The sequence below is a fragment of the Corynebacterium sp. MSK218 genome (assembly GCF_030232655.1).
In the GTDB taxonomy this organism is placed as follows: Bacteria; Actinomycetota; Actinomycetes; order Mycobacteriales; family Mycobacteriaceae; genus Corynebacterium.
On the sequence record NZ_JASPGN010000001.1, the window covers coordinates 177388 to 199711 of the forward strand.

Below are 22324 nucleotides of genomic sequence, written 5' to 3' on the forward strand. Positions count from 1 at the left end.
CATGCCACCGAAGACTCGTTCCGGCGCGCGCCGTGGTGGTCGTCGCGTCGTAAAGAAGAACGTGGCCGCTGGCCACGCTTACATCAAGTCCACCTTCAACAACACCATCGTGTCCATCACGGACCCGCATGGAGCTGTCATTTCCTGGGCATCCTCCGGCCACGTTGGCTTCAAGGGTTCCCGTAAGTCCACCCCGTTCGCAGCCCAGATGGCCGCTGAGAACGCTGCCCGCAAGGCAATGGACCACGGTATGAAGAAGGTTGACGTATTCGTCAAGGGTCCGGGCTCCGGCCGCGAGACCGCCATCCGTTCCCTGCAGGCAGCAGGCCTCGAGGTTAACTCGATTACGGATGCCACCCCTCAGCCGCACAACGGCTGCCGTCCGACCAAGCGCCGCAAGGTTTAAGGGAAAGGAAGAGGTAAAACAATGGCTCGTTATACTGGCCCCGCTACCCGCGTATCCCGCCGTCTGCGCGTCGACCTGGTCGGCGGCGATATGGCATTTGAGCGTCGCCCGTACCCCCCGGGACAGGCTGGCCGCAACCGCATCAAGGAATCTGAGTACCTGCTGCAGCTCCAGGAGAAGCAGAAGGCAAAGTACACCTACGGTGTGCTCGAGCGTCAGTTCCGTCGCTACTACGCTGAGGCTAACCGCCTCCCGGGCAAGACCGGTGACAACCTCGTTGTCCTGCTCGAGTCCCGTCTTGACAACGTGATCTACCGTGCTGGTCTGGCCAACACCCGCCGCCAGGCTCGCCAGCTTGTCTCCCACGGTCACTTCACCGTGAACGGCAAGAAGATCAACGTTCCTTCCTTCCAGGTCACTCAGTACGACATCATCGATGTCCGCGAGCGTTCCCAGAAGATGGAATGGTTCGAAGAGGCCCAGGATCGCCTGATTGACGCCAACGTTCCGGCGTGGCTGCAGGTCGTCCCGGACACCCTGCGCATCCTCGTGCACCAGCTGCCCGAGCGCGCTCAGATCGACATCCCGCTGCAGGAGCAGCTCATCGTCGAGCTTTACTCGAAGTAAACTTTCGATATCTGATTCTTTACCCCTTCTACCGGCGTCATATAGCGGGCGCCGACAAGGAGAAATTCCATGCTTATTTCCCAGCGTCCTCAGCTCACCGAGGAATTCATCGACTCGTCTCGTTCCAAGTTCGTCATCGAGCCGCTCGAGCCGGGCTTCGGCTACACCCTCGGTAACTCACTTCGTCGCACGCTGCTGTCCTCCATCCCGGGCGCAGCAGTAACCTCCATCAAGATTGATGGTGTGCTCCACGAGTTCACCACTATCAACGGTGTGAAGGAAGACGTTTCCGAGATCATCCTGAACATCAAGGGTCTGGTCCTGTCCTCCGACTCCGATGAGCCGGTGGTCATGTACCTGAGCAAGGAGGGCCCGGGTGAGGTGACTGCAGGTGACATCCAGCCGCCGGCTGGCGTGGAGATCCACAACTCGGATCTGCACATTGCATCCCTGAATGAATCCGCCAAGCTGGACATGGAACTCGTCGTCGAGCGCGGCCGCGGCTACGTCCCGGCTGCCGCTACTTCTGGGGAAATCGGCCGTATTCCGGTCGACCAGATTTACTCCCCGGTACTCAAGGTCTCTTACAAGGTCGAAGCTACTCGTGTTGAGCAGCGTACTGACTTTGACAAGCTGATCATCGACGTCGAGACCAAGAACTCGATTTCTGCCCGCGACGCCCTGGCTTCCGCCGGCGGCACTCTGGTCGAGCTCTTCGGCCTGGCTCGCGAGCTGAATACCGCCGCTGAGGGCATTGAGATTGGCCCGTCCCCGCAGGAGACGGAGTACATCGCTGCCTACAGCATGCCGATCGAGGACCTGAACTTCTCCGTCCGCTCCTACAACTGCCTGAAGCGTCAGGAGATCCACACCGTTGGTGAGCTCGCTGAGTGCACCGAATCGGACCTGCTGGATATCCGCAACTTCGGTCAGAAGTCGATCAATGAGGTAAAGATCAAGCTGGCTAACCTGGGCCTGGCTCTCAAGGACACCCCTGAGGACTTCGACCCGACCCAGCTCGAAGGTTACGACGCAGAAACCGGCGATTTCAAGGACCCGGCTTCTGAGGATTCCGAGTAAAGAATTCCGCTGAATCGTAACGGCGCTTGTGAAGCGCTCGTTGCGCGCTCAATTTATCCGCACACGAGGAGTACACAATGCCAACCCCTAAGAAGGGTGCCCGTCTCGGCGGCTCCGCTAAGCAGCAGGCTCACCTGCTGAGCAACTTGGCAGCTAGCCTGTTCGAGCACGGCGCAATCAAGACCACCGACGCTAAGGCGAAGCTGCTTCGTCCTTACGCTGAGAAGATCATCACCAAGGCGAAGTCCGGCACCGTTGCTGACCGCCGCGCTGTTCTCAAGCTCATCCCGCACAAGGATGTTGTTGCTCACCTCTTTGATGAGCTGGCACCGAAGTTTGAGAACCGTGAGGGTGGCTACACCCGCACCATCAAGCTGGAGAACCGCACCGGTGACAACGCCCCGATGTCTCAGATCTCCCTCGTTCTCGAGGAGACCGTGACCTCCGAGGCTAACCGCGCTACCCGCGCAGCTGCCTCCAAGAAGGCCGCTGAAGCTGAGGAAGCTAAGGCTGAAGAGGCCGAGGCTGCTGAGGCTGAGGCTGAGGAGACCACCGAGGCTCCGGCTGAAGAGGCTGAGGCTGCAGAGTCCGAGGAGCAATAGTCTTCGGCTCTCGTGCTTTAGGCGCAAAGCCGCCATCTTCCTTTACAAAGGAAGGTGGCGGCTTTTCTTATGCACTTAAAAATTGCAGTGACGTTAACTTTGGGGCTTGCTAGGCCGAGTGAGTGTCGGCGGCGATGTTTTTCTGGTTGTGGGTTCAACTAGTGTCATCAGACGTTGGAGTTCTCGAGTTTGTACTTTCGTACAAATGTTTACCGGAGCTATGGTTTCCTTTCTATGAATCTGTCATACTCCTTGTGTTGGAAATGGATTCCATCTAGAGAGTTATCAGCTCTCTATCACGTGCTATCGGAGGTTCCTTCTGATGTCCCCCCTAAATGTAGGCCGCACACTTGGTGTTGTTTCGTTGATCTTGGCAGCTGGTGTAGTAGCGGTTCCGAGTGCTCAAGCTGTTCCCATGGATGACTTCGCCAAGACGAAGCCGGTGGCCTCGTCACCCGTGCAGGTAGAGGAGTCTGGCGAGACCCGCGTCGAGTATCGATCTCCCCAAGACCGAGAAGCATTCGAAAAGTTTGGTGAGTATATCTCGTATGACGAGAATGGTATCGGCACTGCTCGGATTCCAAAGACTCAGCGTGATGCATTTCCCGACCTTGCGGGACGCATCGATGAGTTTCTGGAGATAAGCAACGCCACTGTCGACCCTGAAGGGCATCCCAGGTTTGTCACGTATGGTAACGAGACAAAGGTTGATAACTGGGGGCCAGTGACAAAGGTCTATCTGAGTCACGATGTCATTTCAAAAGTAAATAAGGTTATTGGCGCTGGAGGTGGCGTAGCGGCTGTTATCGCGGTGCTTCCGGAAGAGCTTGCCTCCGGCCCCGCGGGATGGGTTGCTGCGGGCCTCACAGTTCTCGTCGCAGCTGGCAACCTCTGTGACTGGAATGATCAAGGGATTATCATATGGAAAGCTCCGATCCCCAACACGCCTCCGGTCTGTACCCCTCAGAAATAGATTGGAAGTTTGATGTCGCGATTCTTGTCCCAGGCTATAGGTTTAATGCTGCTTATCGCCGGACTAGTGGTTATAGGTCTCTATTTATTTGATCGAGTCGACTCTTCAATGCTTGTGCTTGGGCTGTTGTTGTGCACATTGGCTGCAATTTTTTCGCAGCGGCTTAGGCAGAAGTGATCCAACGCTACCCGCACTATTGTGGGTAGCGTTTTGTTTTCCTTGGATTATTGCAGTGCAGTTGGGGGAGTTTTCGTTTACTGGAATGAGTTAAAGCAAGGAGCATATTCTGCAATAAGTTTGGAGCGTGAACGTGCGTTCAGTTGCTTGAGTAGTCGGCTAACCTGCTGTTTTATGGTAGATTCTGAATAGTTTAGGTCAGCGGCGATTTCTTTGTTAGCCATTCCTTTGCACACCCTTTTGAGAACGTCGAGCTCCAAAGAGCTGAGCGGCTCGAGGTTTGAACTTTTTATTGGAGTTTTACTCAACTCGCTATTTATAAGTCTGGTTATGCACATTGGGGATAGGATGGTGCCTCCCTGCATGACTTCGCGGAGTGTGTGCATAATGGTTTCTGCTTGCTGCCACTTGATGATATAGCCACAGCCACCTCGCTTAAGTACTTTTAACATGGTGTCGTCGGTGTCGAATGCTGTCATCCCCACAAAGCGAGGTGGACATTTTAACTTTTGGACTTCGGATAGAAGCGTCAGTCCGTCCATAGCGGGCATACGTAAATCGGAGAGCATGATGTCGCAGCTGTGGGCCGAAAGCCAATGTAGCGCCTGCTGTCCATTTTCTGCAGTGCCTACAACGTCAAAATCCGGAGATTGTGCAAAGCGGTGGCAGAGACTATTTCGAACGGTTGCATCATCGTCGACAATGAGGATGGTATACATCAGTTGTATGTGGGGGAGGTAGGGGTCTAGTGGCGATATTTATGGTGGGAAGTTTACAGCCGTATCCATATTCAAATCATTATTTGAGCAGCGGTCGAGTGTGGTAAGTATAACCATAACCTAATGTTCGGTTCGTTTTCTGAGGTTCCTTGGATCAGTGAAGAGCGTGATGCGAACAAGTTGCGGCCATTTTCTGCATGCTGAGCCATGTGTGAGGCCCCTTGAGCAAAAAGCTGACTAATCGTTGGAACGCAAACATGCCGGTGGCCCCGAACGACCGGGCGGTATCATTAACCCTCATGAGTGAAAGCGTGCGTCTGCGACTGGACTTGGCCTACGACGGCACTGACTTCCATGGTTGGGCTAAGCAGAAGGGTGGCCTGCGCACGGTGCAAGAGACTCTGGAAGATAAACTCACCATGATTCTGCGCCACCCGGTAGAGCTCACCGTGGCTGGACGCACGGATGCTGGCGTGCATGCCAGCGGGCAGGTCGCGCACTTCGATACCACCCGGGAGGCGCTCAGCCAGCGCAGCATCGACGGCGATCCCGCCAAGCTTGTCAGGCGTCTGGCCAAGCTGCTGCCCGTCGACGTCCGCGTGCACGCCTGCACTCAAGTCCCTGACGCTTTCGATGCGCGTTTCTCCGCCTTGCGCCGCCACTACATCTACCGCATCACGACCCATCCACGTGGTGCTCTTCCTACCCGTGCACGCGATACGGCTACGTGGTTCAAACCAGTCGACCTTGACCTGATGCAGCAGGCAGCTAACGAACTGGTGGGCCTCAATGACTTCGTGGCTTTTTGTAAGGCCAAGCCCCACGCCACCACCATCCGCGAGCTCCTAGCTTTCGAATGGAAGGATGTCTCCACGGCGGAGGAACCGCAGCTGTATGAGGCGCACGTGACCGCGGATGCCTTCTGTTGGTCCATGGTCCGCTCACTCGTGGGCTGTTGCTTGCGAGTAGGGGAGGGCTCGCGCGGCGTCGACTTCGCAGCACAGATGTTGGAGGAAACCAGCAGGTCCTCCCAGATCCCTCTTGCAGATGCCCAAGGGTTGAGCCTAGTGGGAGTGGATTACCCTGAGCCCGACCAGCTGGCGGCGCGTGCGGAGATGACTCGCGGCCGTCGCGCTGCGGAGGAGACCGACGTGGGTTAGTCTGGAATCCACTGCGCCAGGGAGGGTGGCGCATTCACGTGAGGGGGAGGATTCTTCATGGCACGCGCGTTGCCTACTACCAAAGCTCAGGTCTCAGGACACAAGTTTCTCCTACGCCGGTTAGAACACGGGCTTGTCTTTGGAGATATAAGGATGATTCATGATCCGTTGAAGAGGCGTCGCCGCGCACTGACGGGAGGGATTGCTGCGGTGGCCTTTTTGAGCCTGGGCTCGGGGCTCATTGCCTGGATGCAACCGGATCCGCAGCCCGGTGATGCACCGGTTGTGCGCTCTTCCGAAGGCCAACTCTTGGCGCTGGTCAACGGCACTTATCACCCGGTGGCCAACCTTGCATCCGCCAGGCTCATCGCCAATGAACCAGTGGAACCCGCTGCTGCCGGGGAGTCCTTCCTGGAGCAGGTCAGTCTGGGCACACCGTTGGGGATTGTGGATGCACCGAATCTTTTGGCGGCCGGGACAGGAGAGGAACAGGGCTGGGCGGCGTGCCTGGAAGAGTCCACGGAGGGGGAGAACTGGCAGTCCAGCAACCGCGTTGGCACCGTGACAGTTGTGGCCCATCATGGTGTGCGGGGTTTCGATGAGGAACAGGCCGCAGTGGCGGAATCTGATGGAACCCAGTGGTTGCTCACCGGACAGGGCCGCGTCGTCCTGCCGGAGGCCACGAGCACGCAAGGCCGTGTGCTGCGCCGTGCTTTGGGAATGACTGCAGAAACAGCAGTGTGGAGCGTTCCGACGGAGATGCTCAATGCCTTCGCTGAGCTGGAGCCGCTGAGTTTTCCGGCCGTGCCGCCGGAAATCCTCGATACCGGCGAGCAGCTCTGGGCCCGCACGGAGCAGGGCGTTTTCGCCATTACCCCGACGCAGGCAGAGATGCTCGTGGGCGTCGGCGCGCAGCGACTTCCCGCGCAGGCCCAAGACGTTGCTGCGCTCAGCGACGTCCCACCAACCTTCCACCTTCCCACCACCCGCGTCGAGTTCCTCTCGCCCGAGCAGGGCTGGTTGTGCGCGACCCACCACCATGGCGCAGGTAGTACTCAGCCGGTTACCGCAACGGTGGACCTGCCTGGTGAATCGGCAGCACAACGCTTTGCTGGCCTGCAGGCAGGGGTAGGCGTGGATAGCGGGCACGGCTATCACGTGGTCTCATCCACCGGTAGGCGGCACGAGCTGGCCGGCGCTGCCGAGCTTAATTCCCTGGGGCTTGATGAGCCGGAACAGGTGCCATGGGAAATTCTGCGCTTGTTGCCGGAAGGCTCCGCCCTGAGCCGCGCTGAGGCCTTAAAACACGAGCACTCACTGCTGCCACCAGGAGAAGGAAAGTAAGAAGCGCCAGCAACCTACGAACTCGCGGCCAACTGGCCGAGGCCGGTGGGGCGTGCGGTACCACGCTGATGTCGCGGTACGCGTTCTCGCTTTCCAGCGGACGGTAGGTCAGCGCTGCAAGCGGATCGACCACTCCGTTCCCTGGCTCTGCGGAGCCGATGATGCGCTCGCGCAGCTGGGCCGGAGAATCATCGGGGTAGCGCTGCGTGAGTAGAGCGACCGTTCCACTGACCAGGGGAGCGGCAAAAGAGGTTCCCTGGAACAGCGTGTCGCCCTTGGCGGTGGCCCACCCGCCGCCGGGTTCAAGAGCAAGGGGGACGTCACCCTCGGCGCTCAAAGGCGCAGCAATGGAATAGTCGGCGAGCTCGTGCGGCGTGGCCAGAGCGCCGACGGAGAGAACCGTATCTGCCACGGCGGGGAACACGACGTCGCCCTTGTCACAGCCACCGGAGGTCGCGTTTCCCGACGCCGCCACCACCACCGCCCCAGCATTCTCCGCGCGCTGCAGGGCGGCATCCAAGCCAGAACGATCGACCCGTGCCGCAGCATCTGATGGCACGCAGGAGACGACGGATACGTTGATGACGTGGGCCCCGGCATCGACGGCATCCTCAATCGCTGCTGCCAAGCTGGCTAGCGTGCCGGAACCCGATTGCTCAGCATCTTCGCTCGGAGAGTCTGCGCCTTCCGCATCGGCGGGCGGCGGGGTCCGATAGTGCGCGCTGGTCTGCCGGATGGAGTAGATTTCCGCATCTGGGGCTACGCCGAGATCGCGGCCGGCAATGACGCCGGCCACGACAGTGCCGTGCAGGTCACAATCGCGCAAGGGGTCGGGTTCTTCTGGAGTCACGAAGTCCGCCCCAGGTGTTACCCGCAGCTGCGGGTGGGCGGCCACGCCGGTATCGATGACTGCGACTTTTACCCCAGCACCCGTGGCAAAGGAATGCAAGCGGGAGCGATACTCCGCATACTGCGCCGAAGGCTGCGGTCCCTGTGCCGCACGAGTAGCTTCCGCGCAGGCGGTATCCGGCTCACGTGCAGCAGCCTGCGAACTATCCACTGTTGATCCAGCCCAGAGCAGTCCGACACTCAGCGCCACCGTTCCGATGTGTCTGCTCACTGTCATGAGCCCAGTCCCCGGATGAACTCGAAGAGCCCTGCTAAGTGTGCCGCGAGGGGTAAACAGGCAGCCAATGCGAGGGCCTCGGCCCGCTCGAACCACACGATGGTGGTCGGCTCCACGTGTGCAAGGGCGCCTGCCCACACCGGGGCTGAGAGCATCGCGATAATGACGAGCCCGGCAACAATGCTGAGTACCCACGTTGTGGTCGTCGGGGAGGACAACAGCTGCCATTCGCGCACCGCCACGGCCACCGCACCGCTGGCAGCGGCCACCCCTAGAAGTCCTAGTGCCCAGGCAGCCACGGTCCGGGCATGCCGTGCTGCATGGACGATGACCCCGCCCGCGATACTCAGGCATAAGGCTTGGGAAGCCCGGATTGTCTCAGCGTCGTGGGCGCTCAGCGCGATGAAGAGCAGTGCAGGAATACCGGCCAGCGCGCAGCCCACAGCGATACCCTCGTAGGTCTGCCCGGCGCGCCGGGCATTGTCAGCGTTATCAGTAGGGACATCGTCTGAAATGCTCAAATCTTGACCGGCGGTAGGAAGCTGCGGCACCCGCAGGCCGGCCACCCTTGTGGTGAGGAGGGGAGCGCCAGCGAGAAGCCCCACGATGGCGGCGAGGAGCGGGGCAGCACCCAGCAACCCGATGACCGCAAGCACGCACCACGTTGCGGCTATCGCCCGAGCGCGTAGCCCGCCTACGCGCAGGAGGTGGGAAAGGAGCGCCAGGATGGCCAGTGCTGCAGCTGAACCGGCAAGCGCTGCCGAACTCGCGTCAGAGCCGCCCACGCCGAACCAACCGGCCAATCCAGCAGCTATATGCGCTGCGGCCAGCAGCGAACCGCGCCGCGTCCACACCGCCAGCACGACAGCAAGAACTGCTGCGGCGGCGCAACCAAGCGCCGGGGACAGTGCAGCAGTGAGCAGCCCGCCGACGGCGATGAGCCCGGCGCAACCCCACACGCCCGCGAGACCATCCAAAGTGGTTGATGGTGTATCGGCAGCGAGCGCTTCCGCCGCATCGCGGACAATCGGGGCGGGCGGTGATTCCTCCGGGCTGAGCACCAACACGGAGCCGTCTTCGAGCGGCGTGCGGTCGAGCGGTGCGGTCATCGATACGGCCTTGCCCGAAGCAGTCGTGGCGCGCCAGAGGATGGGGGCAGGGGAGACGTCGACAAGCACGAGCAACTCCCCCAGCACCTCCCCGACGCTTGAGGACAACGGCAGGGATACATCTGCCTCTTTGCGTGCTTGTCCTGCTTGGATGCGGACGGTGACGTGAATGGAATGCGCGAGTGCGCGGGTCATGGAAAATACCTCCCCCGAGAAAAACTTCTGGGCTACCCCTTGCCCATTGCCGTTCATTGTGGCTTACTGGTGGCACGCTGTCCACCGCTGAAGGAGGCGGTGGAGTACTTCGGGGGGAAGGACTTTCACATGCGCGTACCTACACGCGTCGTTGATTCGGGGTCGTCGGCATATCGGGAGCCGGCGCCTCCGCTGCCACAGGGCACTATCGAAGCCGAGGCTGTGCCTGAGGCCGCGCGCGCCCAGCCAGTGCCGCTCGTGCGCCTGCTCATGCCGCTGGTCATGGTTGCGGCGATGCTGGGCATGGTGGCGCTCATGGTGTTAGGTGCGGGGGATGCGCGCCGGATTAGTCCCATGAGCTTGATGTTCCCGCTCATGATGCTGGCCAGCATGGCCATGATGTTCAATCCGCACAGTGGTAGTCAGGATCCGGATGAAACGCGGCGTACCTACCTGCGTCATCTCAAGGCGTTGCGGGAGCACGCCGTGGAACGAGGGCAGGCGCAGCGCGCGCACGAGGAACATCGAAATCCCACGCCGCGCCAGGCAGCTGCGCTGATAACAAGCCCGCGCCTGTGGGAACGAGGCCCCGATGCACCCGATGCGCTGGAGGTGCGGGTAGGTACGGGACCGATGGCGCTGTGTACGCCCATTAATGTGCCAGATTCGGGCGCGGCAGAGGACCTCGATCCGGTCTGTGCGGTGAGCGTGCGACAGACCGTGCGGGCGGTGGGAACGCTGGCGGATATGCCCGTGGTCATCCAGCTGCAGGCTTTCCCCATTGTGGGTCTGGCTGGGGAGGATGCCGCGGGGGTAGCGCGAGCGATGCTGCTGCACCTCGCGGTGCTCCACGGCCCGGAGACCGTGGGAATTGAGTACGACGGCAACGAGTGGGACTGGCTCAAGTGGCTGCCGCACACCCGCGAACCGGAGCAGGCGCACTTTTGCATTCGCGTCGTCGAGGACGACCCCACGGAAGGACCCGCCGCGCTTGCCGACGTCCCCCTCAACCACCCCACGGTCACCCTCGCCGTGGGTGTTACACCACATTCACCTTTGGGCCGACGGGCCGAAGAAGAAGGAATCTACCTGCACACCGACGGTGAGCTCTCCGTGGTGACCGCCGCGGGCGAGGAGAACCTAGGGCGCTGCGAGCATATCGATGCCGCCAGCGCGCTGTTGTGGGCGCGCCAACTAGCGCCCTACCATCGGCCGCTCGGCAGCGACGCCGGCGCGGCTCCGCGACATGGACGCGATGCCGACTTGCCCACACTCGTGGGCTATCGGGACGTCGATGAGCTCGTTGCCTCCGGAATGTGGCATGGGCGAACCCCATCTGAGCGCTTGCGCGTGCCCATTGGAGTGGACGACTCCGGGCAGGCCGTGTTCTTGGACCTGAAAGAATCCGCCCAGGGAGGCATGGGGCCGCACGGGCTGTGCATCGGTGCAACCGGTAGTGGAAAGTCGGAACTTTTAAGAACACTCGTCGTTGCTCTCGCCGCCACGCATAGCCCGGATGAGCTCAACCTCGTCCTCGTGGACTTTAAAGGTGGCGCGACCTTCCTTGGCTGTGATGAATTGCCGCATACCTCCGCGGTTATCACCAACTTGGAAGAGGAATCCACCCTGGTGGAGCGCATGTATGACGCCATCTCTGGTGAGATGAACCGCCGCCAGGAACTGCTGCGCAAGGCCGGCAACTTTGCCAACGTCGGCGAGTTCAACGCCTCCGACGACGCGGTGAGTGAACACGGTCCACTTCCTGCGTTGGTCATTGTGGTCGATGAGTTCTCCGAACTGTTGGGCCAGCACCCAGATTTCGCGGAACTTTTCGTTGCAGTAGGCAGGCTTGGCCGCTCGCTCCACGTGCACTTGCTCTTGGCATCCCAGCGCTTGGAGGAAGGCCGCCTGCGCGGTCTTGATTCCCACTTGTCCTATCGCATAGGTTTGAAGACCTTCTCCGCTGGCGAATCCCGCCAAGTCCTTGGAGTGACGGATGCCTACCACCTGCCAGCCCAACCCGGCGCGGGCTACCTCAAGACCGATGCCGATGCACCTACCCGTTTCCAGGCCTCCTATGTCTCTGGTCCGGTCACGCGCCGGGTGGTGCGCGAGGGGAGTAGCCGCGCAGTGTCGCGCGTCGAACTGTTTACTGGCTGGCAGGCAGCGGAGGAAGAATCGGAATACACGATGCTCGTGGATTCCTCTACCACGCTGTTGGCCACCGTGGTGGGCGCCGCCCGCGATGAAGCAGCCCAGCGCGGCCACGCAGCCCGCCGTATCTGGCTGCCGCCGCTGCCTCCGCTGGTGGAACTGTCTGCCGTGGCGGCTTTGGCCAGCGACACGCGCGCCGGGCTGCGCGCGGAGGTCGGACTCATCGATCGCCCCTACCACCAGCGTCAGGACCCACTCACCGTGGACTTCACCACGAGCGGTGGACACCTAGCGCTGTGCGGCGGACCACAGTCAGGAAAGTCTATGGCCTTGCGCAGCATCGTCGCAGGCCTGGCACTGAATCATTCGCCAACGGAGATTCGCTTCTACGTCATCGATCTCGGCGGCGGACAGCTCGGCGTCTTAGAACGCTTGCCGCACGTGGCGGGAGTTGCCGGCCGCGACGAGCCCGAAAAGGTACGGCGCATCGTTGACGAAGTGGCCGGCCTTGTCCGCCGACCAGAGAACCGCCACACCTTCCTCATCGTCGATGGCTGGCACCACATTGGTACTTCAGGCGCGGATTTTGAGGACTTGTCTGAGCTTATTACCCAGTTGGTGGCCGATGGCGCCTCCGCTCGCATCCACGTGCTTATTGCTGCTGCGCGCTGGACTAGTTTGCGACCGTCTATTCGTGACCTCATCTCGGCGCGCCTTGAGTTGCGTTTGGGCGAGGCTATGGATTCCCTTATTGACCGCAAAGCGCAGCAGAAGCTTCCGGCCGCACCTGGGCGCGGTATCACGGTGGCGGGGGAGAATCTCCTTTTCGCGTCGACCTCCGCGCAAGACATCGCCCACATTTGCGGAGTCCATGCGGATGCAGAAGCCGTACCAACACTCAAGATGCTGCCCGCGCTTCTCACCGATCTGCCCCAGCCTGCCGACGGGGTAATACCTCCTGGCATCGCATGGGGAATTGGTGGTCCGGACCTTGAGGTTCTCACGTGGGATCCGGCGACGCAGCATCACCTTGTGTGTATTGGCTCGCAGGGAGCCGGAAAGTCCCAATTCCTCAGCGTCATCATGGCCGGAATCAGCCGAATGGGCAGGGAGGCGGCGCGCCTGGTGGTTATTGACGAGCGCCGCGCACATTTGGGGACGCTGGATGAGGAGATGGTGGCGGCGTATGGGGCGTCGGCAAGCGCGGCAACCCAGACCATTATCGATACTGTTCGCACCCTGGAACAGCGCCTGCCCGGTCCGGAGGTTACTCCTGCGCAACTTGCCGCGCGCAGCTGGTGGGACGGCCCCGAGATCTTCCTCGTCATCGATGACCTCGACCTGGTCAGTGAGATTGCGCTTGCGCCTTTGCTCGAGCTTCTTCCGCATGCCCGGGACGTGGGATTGCACCTGGTCCTGGCGCGCAAGTCCGGCGGCATTGGTCGCGCGCTGTTCGGACAATTCCTCTCGGCCGTGCGCGATCTGCAGCCAGCACTACTGCTTCTCGACGCCGACCGTGACGAAGGCGCCATCTTCGGCATCAAACCCACCGCCCTTCCGCCAGGACGTGGCCAATGGGTAGTGCGCGGCGCGGCCCAAGGCCTGGCCCAGGTGTATGTACCGCGCGAGCACAGCCCAGTTCACACCACAACTGATTAAGACACGACTCATTCAGGAGAAAACTCATGACTGCTAGCCATGCGCTGCGCAGCACCAGCACCCCAACGACGACCCTGACGGTGACGGTTCTCGACGCTGCGACCATCTATGAAGGCCCCGAGACTGTCTACCGCTATGACCTCCCCGGAACCGGAATTGTTGAAGGATGGGCCCTCGATACCGTCCTTGACCAGGTGGAAAAGATCTGCGGAGCGGACTGGCCCGACGTCACCGTTGACGTCATCGACGATCCATCCGGAACGGAAGTAAGTACGGAAGCAGTGGCAATTCTGCGCCGCCAGCTGCGTGCCGCAGGAGCCAGCGTGGTGGAACCTGAACCACCAGCCGTACCAGCGCCGCCGCCCCCGGTGAGACGAAGCGCACTGCAGGATAGTGATGATGACGAGGACGGTAAGGACCTCACACCTGGCAGAACGCGGCCGCCTCGGCCGCGTCGTTCACGCCGCGCTGCAGTCCCACGGTTCCCGCTTGACATCGACCCTTTCTACATCGCCATTGCGGTGATGGTGCTGTTGGTAGCTGGGGTGTCGTGGTGGGCGGTGGGCCGTAAAGACGCAGCCCTTGCGGCGAGCTCGGCTCACGACGCCTCCACGACCACCGCCTCAGCCAACGCGTCGCCGTCACCCAGATCAACGGTGGAGGCGCCAGTAACAGCCACCGCTGATACTAAGGATTCTTCCGAAAAGGATTCTGGCAGTCAGCAGTTGCGTCCGGGGCAGCAGGTCATCGAGGTCGAAGAAATGTCTCTGGTCCTGCCCCAGGGTTTTCGCACCAGCGTGGAAGATGGCCTAGTCACCGCTGCAGGAGAGGACCCGAACCTGCGCATCCTCCTGGCAGCGGATCCGCTCTTCAACGTGCCTGTTGACGTCCTCTTTGACGAAATCAGACAGCAGATTGAGTCCGACCCATCGCTGCACGACCCAGCCGAGGAATCCGGCCGCCTGTCCTATACCGAGGACCCTGGTGATGGCTCACGGGTGACATGGATGATGTGGGAAGACAAAGGCCATCAGATGTCGGTGGGATGCCACACCAAGTTTGAGCCCAACGTGGTGCAGAAAGCCGCCTGCCGGATGGCGGCAGAATCGCTGGTCAAGAAGGAATAGCACAAGCTAATCGAAGAAAAAATAAAAAGTTTGGAAGGGCCGGGAACCGATGGGGTGCAGCTTCAGTCCAATAAAGATGAGAAGGACAACAGGGTGCTTCTCGGGGGACAGATTCACCAACTAAAAGCCCTTGCACTGAAGGGATTGGCCCCACGAAGGGATACAGAAAGGGACAAATACTATGACTCAAACTTTCCGCACTGAAGCCGACGTCATGGTGGCTACCGCCGGCCGCGTTGACTCCACCAATGATGAAGTTCAAGGAGAGCTCACCCGCCTGCAGGGCGTAGTGGACTCGGTCCGTGCCAGCTGGTCCGGCCGCGCACAGGTGTCCTTCGACAACCTGATGCAGCGCTACAACACCTCCGCGCAGCAACTGCGTGAGGCCTTGACCTCCATCAGCGAGAATATCCGCGACAACGCTCGCAACTTTGATTCTGTTGAGGCTGATAACGCCCAGTCCTTCGACAACGTCGGCGGCGCGGGCCTGGCCCTCTAGCGACGCACCGAATAACCACCATTAATCCACTGAACTACACGCAAGGAACACTTCATGTCTGGAATCAAGTACCAGTTTGGCGCCATTGCCGGTGCCGCCGCTGACATCAACTCCACCTCCGGCCGCATCAATGGCCTTCTCGGTGACCTTAAGTCCACCCTGCAGCCCATGGTTTCCACCTGGGAAGGCGAGTCTGCTACCGCCTACAACGCTGCGCAGGCTAAGTGGGACAAAGCGGCCGCAGAACTCAACACCGTGCTCGCTACTATCTCGCAGACTGTCTCTCAGGGCAATGACAACATGAGTGACGTCAACCGCCGCGCCGCCGCTAGCTGGGGCTAAGCGGACCGAATCTACGTCTTTCGCAGCAGGCTGGATCCTAAGCACCCTTCTTCATTACCCATTCACAATTATGAGCGGTGAATGGCGCGGAAGAAGGGGATGAGGAGAAGCTGGACGCACCGCCATCAACTCGTGCGTGGGAACTACTGCTTGCTGTGCGAAAGGCGCCGGTATCGCTTCTCGTCAACGTTTCTTCCCTCTGATTCCCCCATGTCCATTCACAGGGCGGGGAAACGTTGGCGGGGGGCGATATGGGCGTTTTGGGTTTTTAACCTGCTGCGTACTAAGGTGAAACACCTATGTGTCCGCACCCTTCGTTGAGGGGGTGCGCGCGGGCTGCAGGTCTCCACCGGCCGCTGTATGTATCCGCGTATGGGCGTTCATAGCGATGGCCGGCAGTTCCGAGACAGACTTTCAAGGAGTCATTTTGTCTACTTTCCACCCGAAGAGCGGTGACATCACCCGCAAGTGGTACGTCATCGACGCTACCGACGTGGTTCTGGGCAAGCTCGCTTCCACCGTGGCTGACATGCTGCGCGGTAAGCACAAGCCTCAGTACGCACCGAACGTTGATTGCGGCGACCACATCATCATCCTGAATGCGGACAAGATCCACATTTCCTCCAACAAGCGCGAGCGCGAGATGCGCTACCGCCACTCCGGTTACCCGGGCGGCCTGAAGTCCATGACCCTTGGTCAGTCCCTGGACGCCAACCCGGTCCGCGTTATCGAAGAAGCTGTGAAAGGCATGATGCCGCACAACAAGCTTTCCAACGCCTCCATCAAGAAGCTGCACGTTTTCGTGGGCGAGGAGCACCCGTACGCCGGCCAGAAGCCGGAAACCTTTGAGTTTAAGCAGGTGGCACAGTAATGACCGAGCAGAACATCGACAACAATGTAGCCGACGCTGCCGACATCGCTGCAGCAACCGCCGCTACCGAAGAGTTCACCAACACCATTGGTGATTCCCTGGCACCGGAGACCGAGGCAGAGGCTGAGGCCGCTGCTCCGGTTGTTCACGAGGGCCCGATCCAGACCGTTGGTCGCCGTAAGCGCGCCATCGCTCGTGTTCGCCTCGTTGCTGGTTCTGGCAACATCTCCGTCAACGGCCGTGCCTTTGACGAGTACTTCCCGAACAAGCTGCACCAGCAGGACATCCTGCAGCCGCTGACCATCCTTGAGCGTGATGGCCAGTTCGACATCAAGGTCACCGTCCACGGTGGTGGCCCGACCGGTCAGGCCGGCGCCCTGCGTCTGGCTATTGCCCGCGCACTGAACGTCTACAACCCGGCTGACCGCCCGGCCCTCAAGAAGGCTGGCCTGCTCACCCGTGACGCTCGTGCCGTGGAGCGCAAGAAGGCTGGTCTGCACAAGGCACGTCGTGCCCCGCAGTACTCCAAGCGTTAATCTTCGCTTACTGCATTGTCCGAAAGCCGCTGCTTCCTTTATTGGAGGCGGCGGCTTTCGCCGTTGGTGGAGAGTATGTTCTCTCCGCAAATTCTCAGGGCGCTACCTGACTACATGCCATTAACACGCTGCCTGTCTTGGTCTTACTCCCATGGGGAGTAACCCGGTAAGTTTCCCGTTCGTGCAGCGCAGCTGTGTGATTCTACTTATACTAAGCGGCGTGAATGTGATTGTGGAAAGCGTAAGGGATGCGCTGGCAGTTCCTGTCGATGCCGCGAAGCTGCTGTGGCGCTATCTGCCGCAGCTGGTTACCGTGATTGCCTTATCGCTGGCAGCACGCGGTGCGGTGCTGTGGCTGGCAGTTGTTGTTTCTTCAGTTTCGCCCCTAGCGGCAACCCTGATCTTCCCCTTTGCGCCGCTGTCTGTGATGACAGGTGTCATCATCTGTTTCTGGATCATGCAGCCGTCCATGGAGTTTTTCGGCGGCGAGACCCGCTTTACCAAGCTGGATAAGACCACGCTTCTGACCGTCGGCGGCCTGCTCATTCCGTTCCTCACCGTGTATTCTTCCCATGGATTGCTGCGTGATGACGGGCGCACGTTTGTGTACGACAGCATCACCATTGAGGTGGCCACTAGCTTTGTGGATTATGACTTCGGGCGCTCCCTCATTAGTACTGGATGGCTTTTTGCTGGCTTTATCCTTTCCATCCTTGTGCTGCGCAAGCTCATTGGTGCGCTCAAACTAGGAGAGCGCGCTTTCGGCATGGCTACTGCCGCGGCCTACCTTGAGATTCTGTGGATGGCCACGGCGTCGCTCAGCATCAGCAGCAATCTAGACAAGGTCCGTACGTGGATCCTCACCCGCCAAGGCATTGGCCCAGTATGGGATGCAATTGTGAGCGCCAAAGATTGGATAGTTGAGCACACAGGAATCATTGGCGCTCCGATCGGATGGTTGTGGAGCAACGCGGCGCAGATGGGCAATTTCATCGTCGTTCCTTTCGCCTGGTTGACCTTGGGTGCGGTGGTGTACAACACGAGTCTGACTAGGGAAGAAGACAAGAATTCTCCCTCGGAAGACGCGGTTCCTCCAGAGCAGACGGTGGCTGATGCCCCCATTGAAGGCCCTGCTGAAAGAGGAAAGCTCTCCCCTCACGCCGAGCAAAAGATGTGGGCTGAGTACGGCCGCCGCTACTCTGAAGCGGCATTCCGCACGACTCGTGACATGCTCGACAACGCTGCGCAGCCAGTGGTAGGTCCCTTCCGCAGTGCGTGGCGTAACTTTAAGACGCTGACCGTTGCAGGTGTAGTCCCCATGCTGACATTCTGCTTCGTCTTTGTTCTGGCATCAGCCGCAGAGCTGGGCGTGATTTATGCCCTGCGCGCCATCATTAAGCCAATGGCCTTGGGGATCATCACGATTGGTCTGGAGCCCTATGTTCTGGTTGTGGCTCGCGCAGTCTATTTCATCGTGGCGCTACCTCTCGTTGTGGCCGCGCTGGATCGCTTCCTCAACGCGGAATATGCCACAGAGGAAGAACTGGATGAAGAAGCCGATGGTGATGTAGATGAAGCGCCGGAAGCAGAAACCGAATCAGCCGCAGCGGCGGCTCCGGCAGGAGAGAAGTAGGTGGAACAGGTGACGCAGACTACGGATAGCTCTCAATCCGCCGAGGTGGACCACGCGGAGGCTACTACTGATTCTTCCGGGCAGATGAGCTCACGGAAACTCAATATCCTCACTGTGGTAATTGCAGCGGTTCTGGTCGTTGGTGGAATCACCGTGGAACAGATCGAACGACATGAATCTGGTGATGAGCTGGCACGCCCAGACCTGCGCGAAGACCACATTGTGAACCTGCGCCCTGAGACCGAAGACGTGCTACCAGAGGCCTTTATTGAAAAGGTTGCGTTGTGTAGTGAAACCGCGCTTCTGTCAACGAATGCTTTGCTCGAAGGTGCCCATGGCTATTCCTGTAAGCCGTGGCTCACCCAGGAACAAGACTCACAAGGGCTCATGACGTTCCACAGCCCACGGAACGTCATCATGGGGGAAGAAGCGGAGAAAATTTACCGCGCCTTGCCTGACTACCACGATGAGGCCTTCCAGACGTCGACCCGGACTGTCCGTGAGGCGAGTGGATCACAGCCGGAGATCCTTGTCAATGAATGGGGCAAAGATGGGTTCGGTGGCGGTGACATCTTTGTTTACTACCCGCAAGAAAAGATTTTGGTGTCCTGGCCTTGGAACAAGACAGACCCAGGCGCACAGGACATCGAGGCGGTTGTGAGCGGAGAAGGCTTCTAAGAGCCCGTGCCCAAACGAACTTCGTGCGGGGCACCCCAGGTGATGAATAACTCAGTGGGGGCGAATCCCGGGTTAGTGATGAAGTAATAAGTCATTTCCCAATCATCTGGGCGCTTGCTGGGGTCGGGGAGAATGTTGGCATCCAGTTCAAACGGATTGATCGCCATCGGACCTTCTGCGCCTTCTGGTTCGCACAAGTTGGGAAAAGCAGCGGGAAAATCGACCGGCGCATCTTGTGGGGAAACCACGAGGCGGACAGGTTGCTCGATTCCTTCGGCATTCCGAAGTCCCACCTCGCATCCTTCGAGTGGGTTTTCCGGATCTGCGTGCCATGCCACGGTGGCTTTGTAAAGCTCTAAGTCTGCTGGAAGCTGAGGTGGATCCATAAGGTTTTTCTCCGCATACGCGGTGCCGAATTCCGCAGGCTCAGCTTTTTCAAGGCTGGTGAGTTCAACTGTTGCGGAGCGCTGAACGGTGTCTTTATCCACTTGGTAATCAAAGCTGAACTCAACTGGTTCTTGCTTGCCTGCTTGAGCAATCGAATGCACTGACAGTGGGCGATAGCCGTGCACCATGACCGAGGAGGAAGCCGCCACCATCACAGCGAGTGCTGGGATTGTTGCTGCCCACCACCAGGCTTTTGAGTGCTTTTTTGATGCTGTGACCTGTTGCGTCATGCTTTAACCTCCACGGCGGTGTGAAGCTCCTTGCCCATAGGCACTGGCTGCTGGTGGAAATCACCGAGGACGTTTTCTACCTCTAGCTCCAGAGTGGCAGGCCCCAGTGAGTCTTTGGGAAGTACAAAGATACTGGTGCACGTCATGGGTAAAGAGGTCACTTCAGTGTCACATTGTGGGGAAGACGTGCGGAAAACACGCCCTTGGGAGTCTTCCAGCTTGGGAATCAAGGGGTATGTGTGCGTGCGTTCCAGCGTGAAGTCAATGGCAACTTCATATAGCTCGTTGAGCTCTTCGCCTTCGGGTAGCGTGCCGGTAAATTCTGCGTATTCCGCAGCAGCCAGTGGGCGGGTATGGGCTTCTACCTGGCTGATACGCGTGTGCCCAGGGATTTCGTCCGTGTATTCAAAGTGGGCGAACTCAACATCACGTGGCTTCGGCATCTGGTCACTAATGAAAATGCCAAGTGAGGTGATCGCTGCGGCCACGGCGACCATCGGTACTTTTCTACGGTTGAGCAGGGGCCGAGCGGAAGACTTGCGATGCGTCATGCTAACTCCATCTCTGCTACGGGTGTGGGGTCAAACCAGCGGTAGGACATGTCCAACCTAGATTTGCGTACCGTCAGGTCGTTGAGGGTGAGCACCGTCCCGGGAACGTCATCCACGATGATGTCAAGAGCAAAGGGGACCCCGGGGTTGGCTACCGTTACCGGCCCATTGTGTAGGGATGGTGACACGGAAAACTGGTCAATTGGTAGGGGCTCACCATTCCTGGTCAGCGTAAACATCTTCTGGAAGTCCGAAAATGCTGCGTCCTGAGTATTGAGTACAGTGGCGGTGACATGGACTTGGCCGTCCTCTATGCGCGGCTTATCGAAGACCACCTGGGCCGGCGTTACTTCTACCGTCTCACCTGGAGTGATGGTCGTAGGATCCTCAGTTTTTGCTGGTTCGGTATTGCCAAGCACAAGAAAGACAGCTGCGACAGCGAGTGCCGCCATGTTGAACTTGGTGATTACACCGTCTGTCAGTGTCTTGAGGGCTCGAAATCCCTTTGAGCCTGTGCGGCTCATCACGCCTTTTGCGTCCGCCATGTTCATCATTCAAGCAGAAGTTGGCACGCCGCGCGCGTCAATCGGGGAGTTTCCCAGCGCACGGCATCGCGCTGAGGTTTTAATACGGGTGTAGAGCCCCAACCTGCGGTAAGTGGGGGTCAAAGGGCATAATTAAGAGCTATGACTCGACTTTTTGGAACCGATGGAGTTCGCGGCCTCGCGAACAAGAAGCTCACCCCGATTCTCGCGCTGCGCTTGGGCCAGGCCGCGGCGGAAGTGTTTACTTCAGACCGTGAATCCTATGAGCGCCGCCCGCTCGCGATTATTGGCCGTGACCCTCGCGTATCCGGTGAGATGCTGGATGCGGCGATTGCCTCAGGTTTGGCATCGCGTGGCGTCGACGTCGTCCGTGTCGGTGTACTGCCTACTCCGGCCATCGCGTTTCTTACCGATGATTTTGGGGCAGATCTCGGCGTGATGATTTCTGCTTCCCACAACCCGATGCCGGACAACGGCATTAAGTTCTTCTCTGCGGGTGGCAAGAAGTTGCCGGATGAGGTCGAAGATCGCATCCAGGCTGCTATGGATAATCTCACGGAAGATGGTCCTACTGCGACCAAGATTGGCCGCATTATCTCTGAGGCGCCAGATGGCCGTGAGCGCTACCTCAAGCACCTAGCTGAGGTGGTTACCACAGATTTGAGCGGTATCAAGGTCGTTGTTGATACTGCGAATGGTGCAGCCTCCAAGGTGGCGCCGGAAGCATACGCAGCAGCAGGTGCTGAGGTTATTGCTATCCACAACAAGCCAAATGCTTTCAACATCAACGAGGACTGCGGTTCGACGCACATCGATAAGACCCAGGAGGCCGTCGTGGAGCACGGCGCAGACTTGGGCCTGGCGCACGACGGCGATGCTGACCGCTGCCTGGCAGTCGATGCTGAGGGCAATGTTGTCGACGGTGACCAGATTATGGCCCTGCTGGCAGTGGGTATGAAGGAGGAGAATGACCTCCGCTTCAACACGTTGGTCGCTACCGTGATGTCCAACTTGGGCCTCAAGATCGCGATGAAGGAGCAGGGCATTGAGGTCAAGGAGACCGCTGTGGGTGACCGCTACGTGCTCGAAGAGCTCAACCGCGGTGATTTCTCTTTGGGCGGAGAGCAGTCCGGCCACGTTGTGCTTCCGGATGATTGCACCACCGGTGATGGAACTCTGACCGGCCTGTCCATCATGGCGCGCATGGCTAAGTCCGGGAAGTCCCTCAAGGAGTTGGCTTCGGTCATGACCGTACTGCCGCAGGTTCTCATCAACGTTCCAGTGTCGGACAAGGCTGCGATTCTCGACGCCCCCGAGGTCAAGGAAGCCATCGCCGAAGCGGAAGCAGAGCTTGGCGACACCGGCCGTGTACTGCTGCGTCCGTCCGGTACCGAGGAGCTCTTCCGCGTGATGGTCGAGGCCGCTGAAAAGGAACACGCTCGTAAGGTAGCGGGCAAGCTTGCTGCGGCAGTTGCCGCCGTCTAGTTCCACTTATTTCACCGCAACCCTGGGCCGTATGGCCTGGGGTTTTGTG

The 22324-nt window shown here is 59.5% G+C and carries 21 protein-coding genes and 1 pseudogene; 16 read left to right on the forward strand and 6 right to left on the reverse strand.

Features of this window, described 5'->3' with window-relative positions; all coding sequences use genetic code 11:
• The first annotated feature begins 1 nt into the window (after position 1).
• From rpsK to QP922_RS00925, 5 genes are all read left to right on the forward strand, one after another.
• A complete protein-coding gene (rpsK, locus tag QP922_RS00905) occupies positions 2 to 406 on the forward strand; it encodes a 30S ribosomal protein S11 (protein ID WP_039673766.1) in 405 nt (134 codons plus the stop codon).
• Between the two features lie 21 nt (positions 407 to 427).
• Positions 428 to 1033: a 30S ribosomal protein S4 gene (rpsD, locus tag QP922_RS00910; RefSeq protein ID WP_039673768.1), complete on the forward strand. Its 606-nt coding sequence runs from the start codon at positions 428 to 430 to the stop codon at positions 1031 to 1033.
• A gap of 69 nt (positions 1034 to 1102) precedes the next feature.
• On the forward strand, positions 1103 to 2113 hold the full coding sequence (locus QP922_RS00915; protein WP_039673770.1) for a DNA-directed RNA polymerase subunit alpha: 1011 nt from the start codon (positions 1103 to 1105) through the stop codon (positions 2111 to 2113).
• 77 nt (positions 2114 to 2190) lie between these two features.
• A complete protein-coding gene (rplQ, locus tag QP922_RS00920; RefSeq protein WP_284807376.1) occupies positions 2191 to 2715 on the forward strand; it encodes a 50S ribosomal protein L17 in 525 nt (174 codons plus the stop codon).
• Positions 2716 to 3130: 415 nt separating this feature from the next.
• Positions 3131 to 3688: a hypothetical protein gene (locus QP922_RS00925; protein ID WP_284807377.1), complete on the forward strand. Its 558-nt coding sequence runs from the start codon at positions 3131 to 3133 to the stop codon at positions 3686 to 3688.
• Between the two features lie 254 nt (positions 3689 to 3942).
• Here QP922_RS00925 and QP922_RS00930 read toward each other — a convergent pair whose 3' ends face one another.
• Positions 3943 to 4584 (reverse strand): response regulator, encoded by a 642-nt coding sequence (locus tag QP922_RS00930; protein WP_284807378.1) that lies wholly within the window; start codon positions 4582 to 4584, stop codon positions 3943 to 3945.
• Between the two features lie 299 nt (positions 4585 to 4883).
• Here QP922_RS00930 and truA point away from each other — a divergent pair, with 299 nt between their 5' ends.
• Both truA and eccB read left to right on the forward strand, forming a co-directional pair.
• Entirely contained in the window at positions 4884 to 5744 is an 861-nt protein-coding gene (gene truA / locus QP922_RS00935) for a tRNA pseudouridine(38-40) synthase TruA (protein ID WP_284807379.1), read from the forward strand.
• 57 nt (positions 5745 to 5801) lie between these two features.
• Positions 5802 to 7088: a type VII secretion protein EccB gene (eccB, locus tag QP922_RS00940; RefSeq protein ID WP_284807381.1), complete on the forward strand. Its 1287-nt coding sequence runs from the start codon at positions 5802 to 5804 to the stop codon at positions 7086 to 7088.
• 154 nt (positions 7089 to 7242) lie between these two features.
• On the opposite strand, the pseudogene QP922_RS00945 reads toward eccB, so the two are convergent.
• Together QP922_RS00945 and eccD are read right to left on the reverse strand one after the other, a co-directional pair.
• Positions 7243 to 8214 (reverse strand): annotated as a pseudogene (locus QP922_RS00945) (S8 family serine peptidase); the annotation flags it as partial.
• The gene (gene eccD, locus QP922_RS00950; RefSeq protein ID WP_284807383.1) at positions 8211 to 9518 is read right to left on the reverse strand and encodes a type VII secretion integral membrane protein EccD; all 1308 of its coding nucleotides are present in this window, start codon (positions 9516 to 9518) and stop codon (positions 8211 to 8213) included. The gene eccD and the pseudogene QP922_RS00945, both read right to left, overlap by 4 nt.
• A gap of 129 nt (positions 9519 to 9647) precedes the next feature.
• Between eccD and eccCa the strand changes: the two genes are divergently transcribed.
• The 8 genes from eccCa (at position 9648) to QP922_RS00990 (ending at position 19017) form a co-directional block, all read left to right on the forward strand.
• Positions 9648 to 13331, forward strand: a complete 3684-nt coding sequence (gene eccCa / locus QP922_RS00955; RefSeq protein ID WP_284807384.1) for a type VII secretion protein EccCa — start codon at positions 9648 to 9650, stop codon at positions 13329 to 13331.
• Positions 13332 to 13357: 26 nt separating this feature from the next.
• Positions 13358 to 14458 (forward strand): type VII secretion-associated protein, encoded by a 1101-nt coding sequence (locus tag QP922_RS00960; protein ID WP_284807385.1) that lies wholly within the window; start codon positions 13358 to 13360, stop codon positions 14456 to 14458.
• A 181-nt stretch (positions 14459 to 14639) separates the two neighbouring features.
• The gene (locus tag QP922_RS00965) at positions 14640 to 14957 is read left to right on the forward strand and encodes a WXG100 family type VII secretion target (protein ID WP_039673786.1); all 318 of its coding nucleotides are present in this window, start codon (positions 14640 to 14642) and stop codon (positions 14955 to 14957) included.
• Positions 14958 to 15011: 54 nt separating this feature from the next.
• Positions 15012 to 15299 carry a WXG100 family type VII secretion target gene (locus tag QP922_RS00970; RefSeq protein ID WP_039673789.1) on the forward strand — a complete coding sequence of 96 codons (288 nt, stop codon included), beginning with the start codon at positions 15012 to 15014 and terminating at the stop codon, positions 15297 to 15299.
• 427 nt (positions 15300 to 15726) lie between these two features.
• The gene (gene rplM, locus QP922_RS00975; protein ID WP_010189505.1) at positions 15727 to 16170 is read left to right on the forward strand and encodes a 50S ribosomal protein L13; all 444 of its coding nucleotides are present in this window, start codon (positions 15727 to 15729) and stop codon (positions 16168 to 16170) included.
• A complete protein-coding gene (rpsI, locus tag QP922_RS00980) occupies positions 16170 to 16706 on the forward strand; it encodes a 30S ribosomal protein S9 (RefSeq protein WP_284807386.1) in 537 nt (178 codons plus the stop codon). Before rplM ends, rpsI begins: the two co-directional genes overlap by 1 nt.
• A 220-nt stretch (positions 16707 to 16926) precedes the next feature.
• Positions 16927 to 18339 carry a hypothetical protein gene (locus QP922_RS00985; RefSeq protein WP_284807387.1) on the forward strand — a complete coding sequence of 471 codons (1413 nt, stop codon included), beginning with the start codon at positions 16927 to 16929 and terminating at the stop codon, positions 18337 to 18339.
• A gap of 9 nt (positions 18340 to 18348) precedes the next feature.
• Positions 18349 to 19017, forward strand: coding sequence for a hypothetical protein (locus tag QP922_RS00990; RefSeq protein ID WP_284807388.1), 669 nt, complete (start codon positions 18349 to 18351; stop codon positions 19015 to 19017).
• Here the strand turns inward: QP922_RS00990 and QP922_RS00995 are convergent.
• From QP922_RS00995 to QP922_RS01005, 3 genes are read right to left on the reverse strand one after another with little or no spacing between them, the layout of a single operon-like run.
• On the reverse strand, positions 19014 to 19694 hold the full coding sequence (locus QP922_RS00995; RefSeq protein WP_284807389.1) for a hypothetical protein: 681 nt from the start codon (positions 19692 to 19694) through the stop codon (positions 19014 to 19016). The genes QP922_RS00990 and QP922_RS00995 overlap by 4 nt on opposite strands.
• Positions 19691 to 20245: a hypothetical protein gene (locus tag QP922_RS01000; protein ID WP_141754636.1), complete on the reverse strand. Its 555-nt coding sequence runs from the start codon at positions 20243 to 20245 to the stop codon at positions 19691 to 19693. Before QP922_RS01000 ends, QP922_RS00995 begins: the two co-directional genes overlap by 4 nt.
• Positions 20242 to 20790, reverse strand: a complete 549-nt coding sequence (locus tag QP922_RS01005) for a hypothetical protein (RefSeq protein ID WP_070673516.1) — start codon at positions 20788 to 20790, stop codon at positions 20242 to 20244. The genes QP922_RS01000 and QP922_RS01005 overlap by 4 nt, the downstream gene beginning before the upstream one ends.
• A gap of 141 nt (positions 20791 to 20931) precedes the next feature.
• Between QP922_RS01005 and glmM the strand changes: the two genes are divergently transcribed.
• Entirely contained in the window at positions 20932 to 22275 is a 1344-nt protein-coding gene (gene glmM, locus QP922_RS01010) for a phosphoglucosamine mutase (RefSeq protein ID WP_284807390.1), read from the forward strand.
• Positions 22276 to 22324 lie beyond the last annotated feature (49 nt).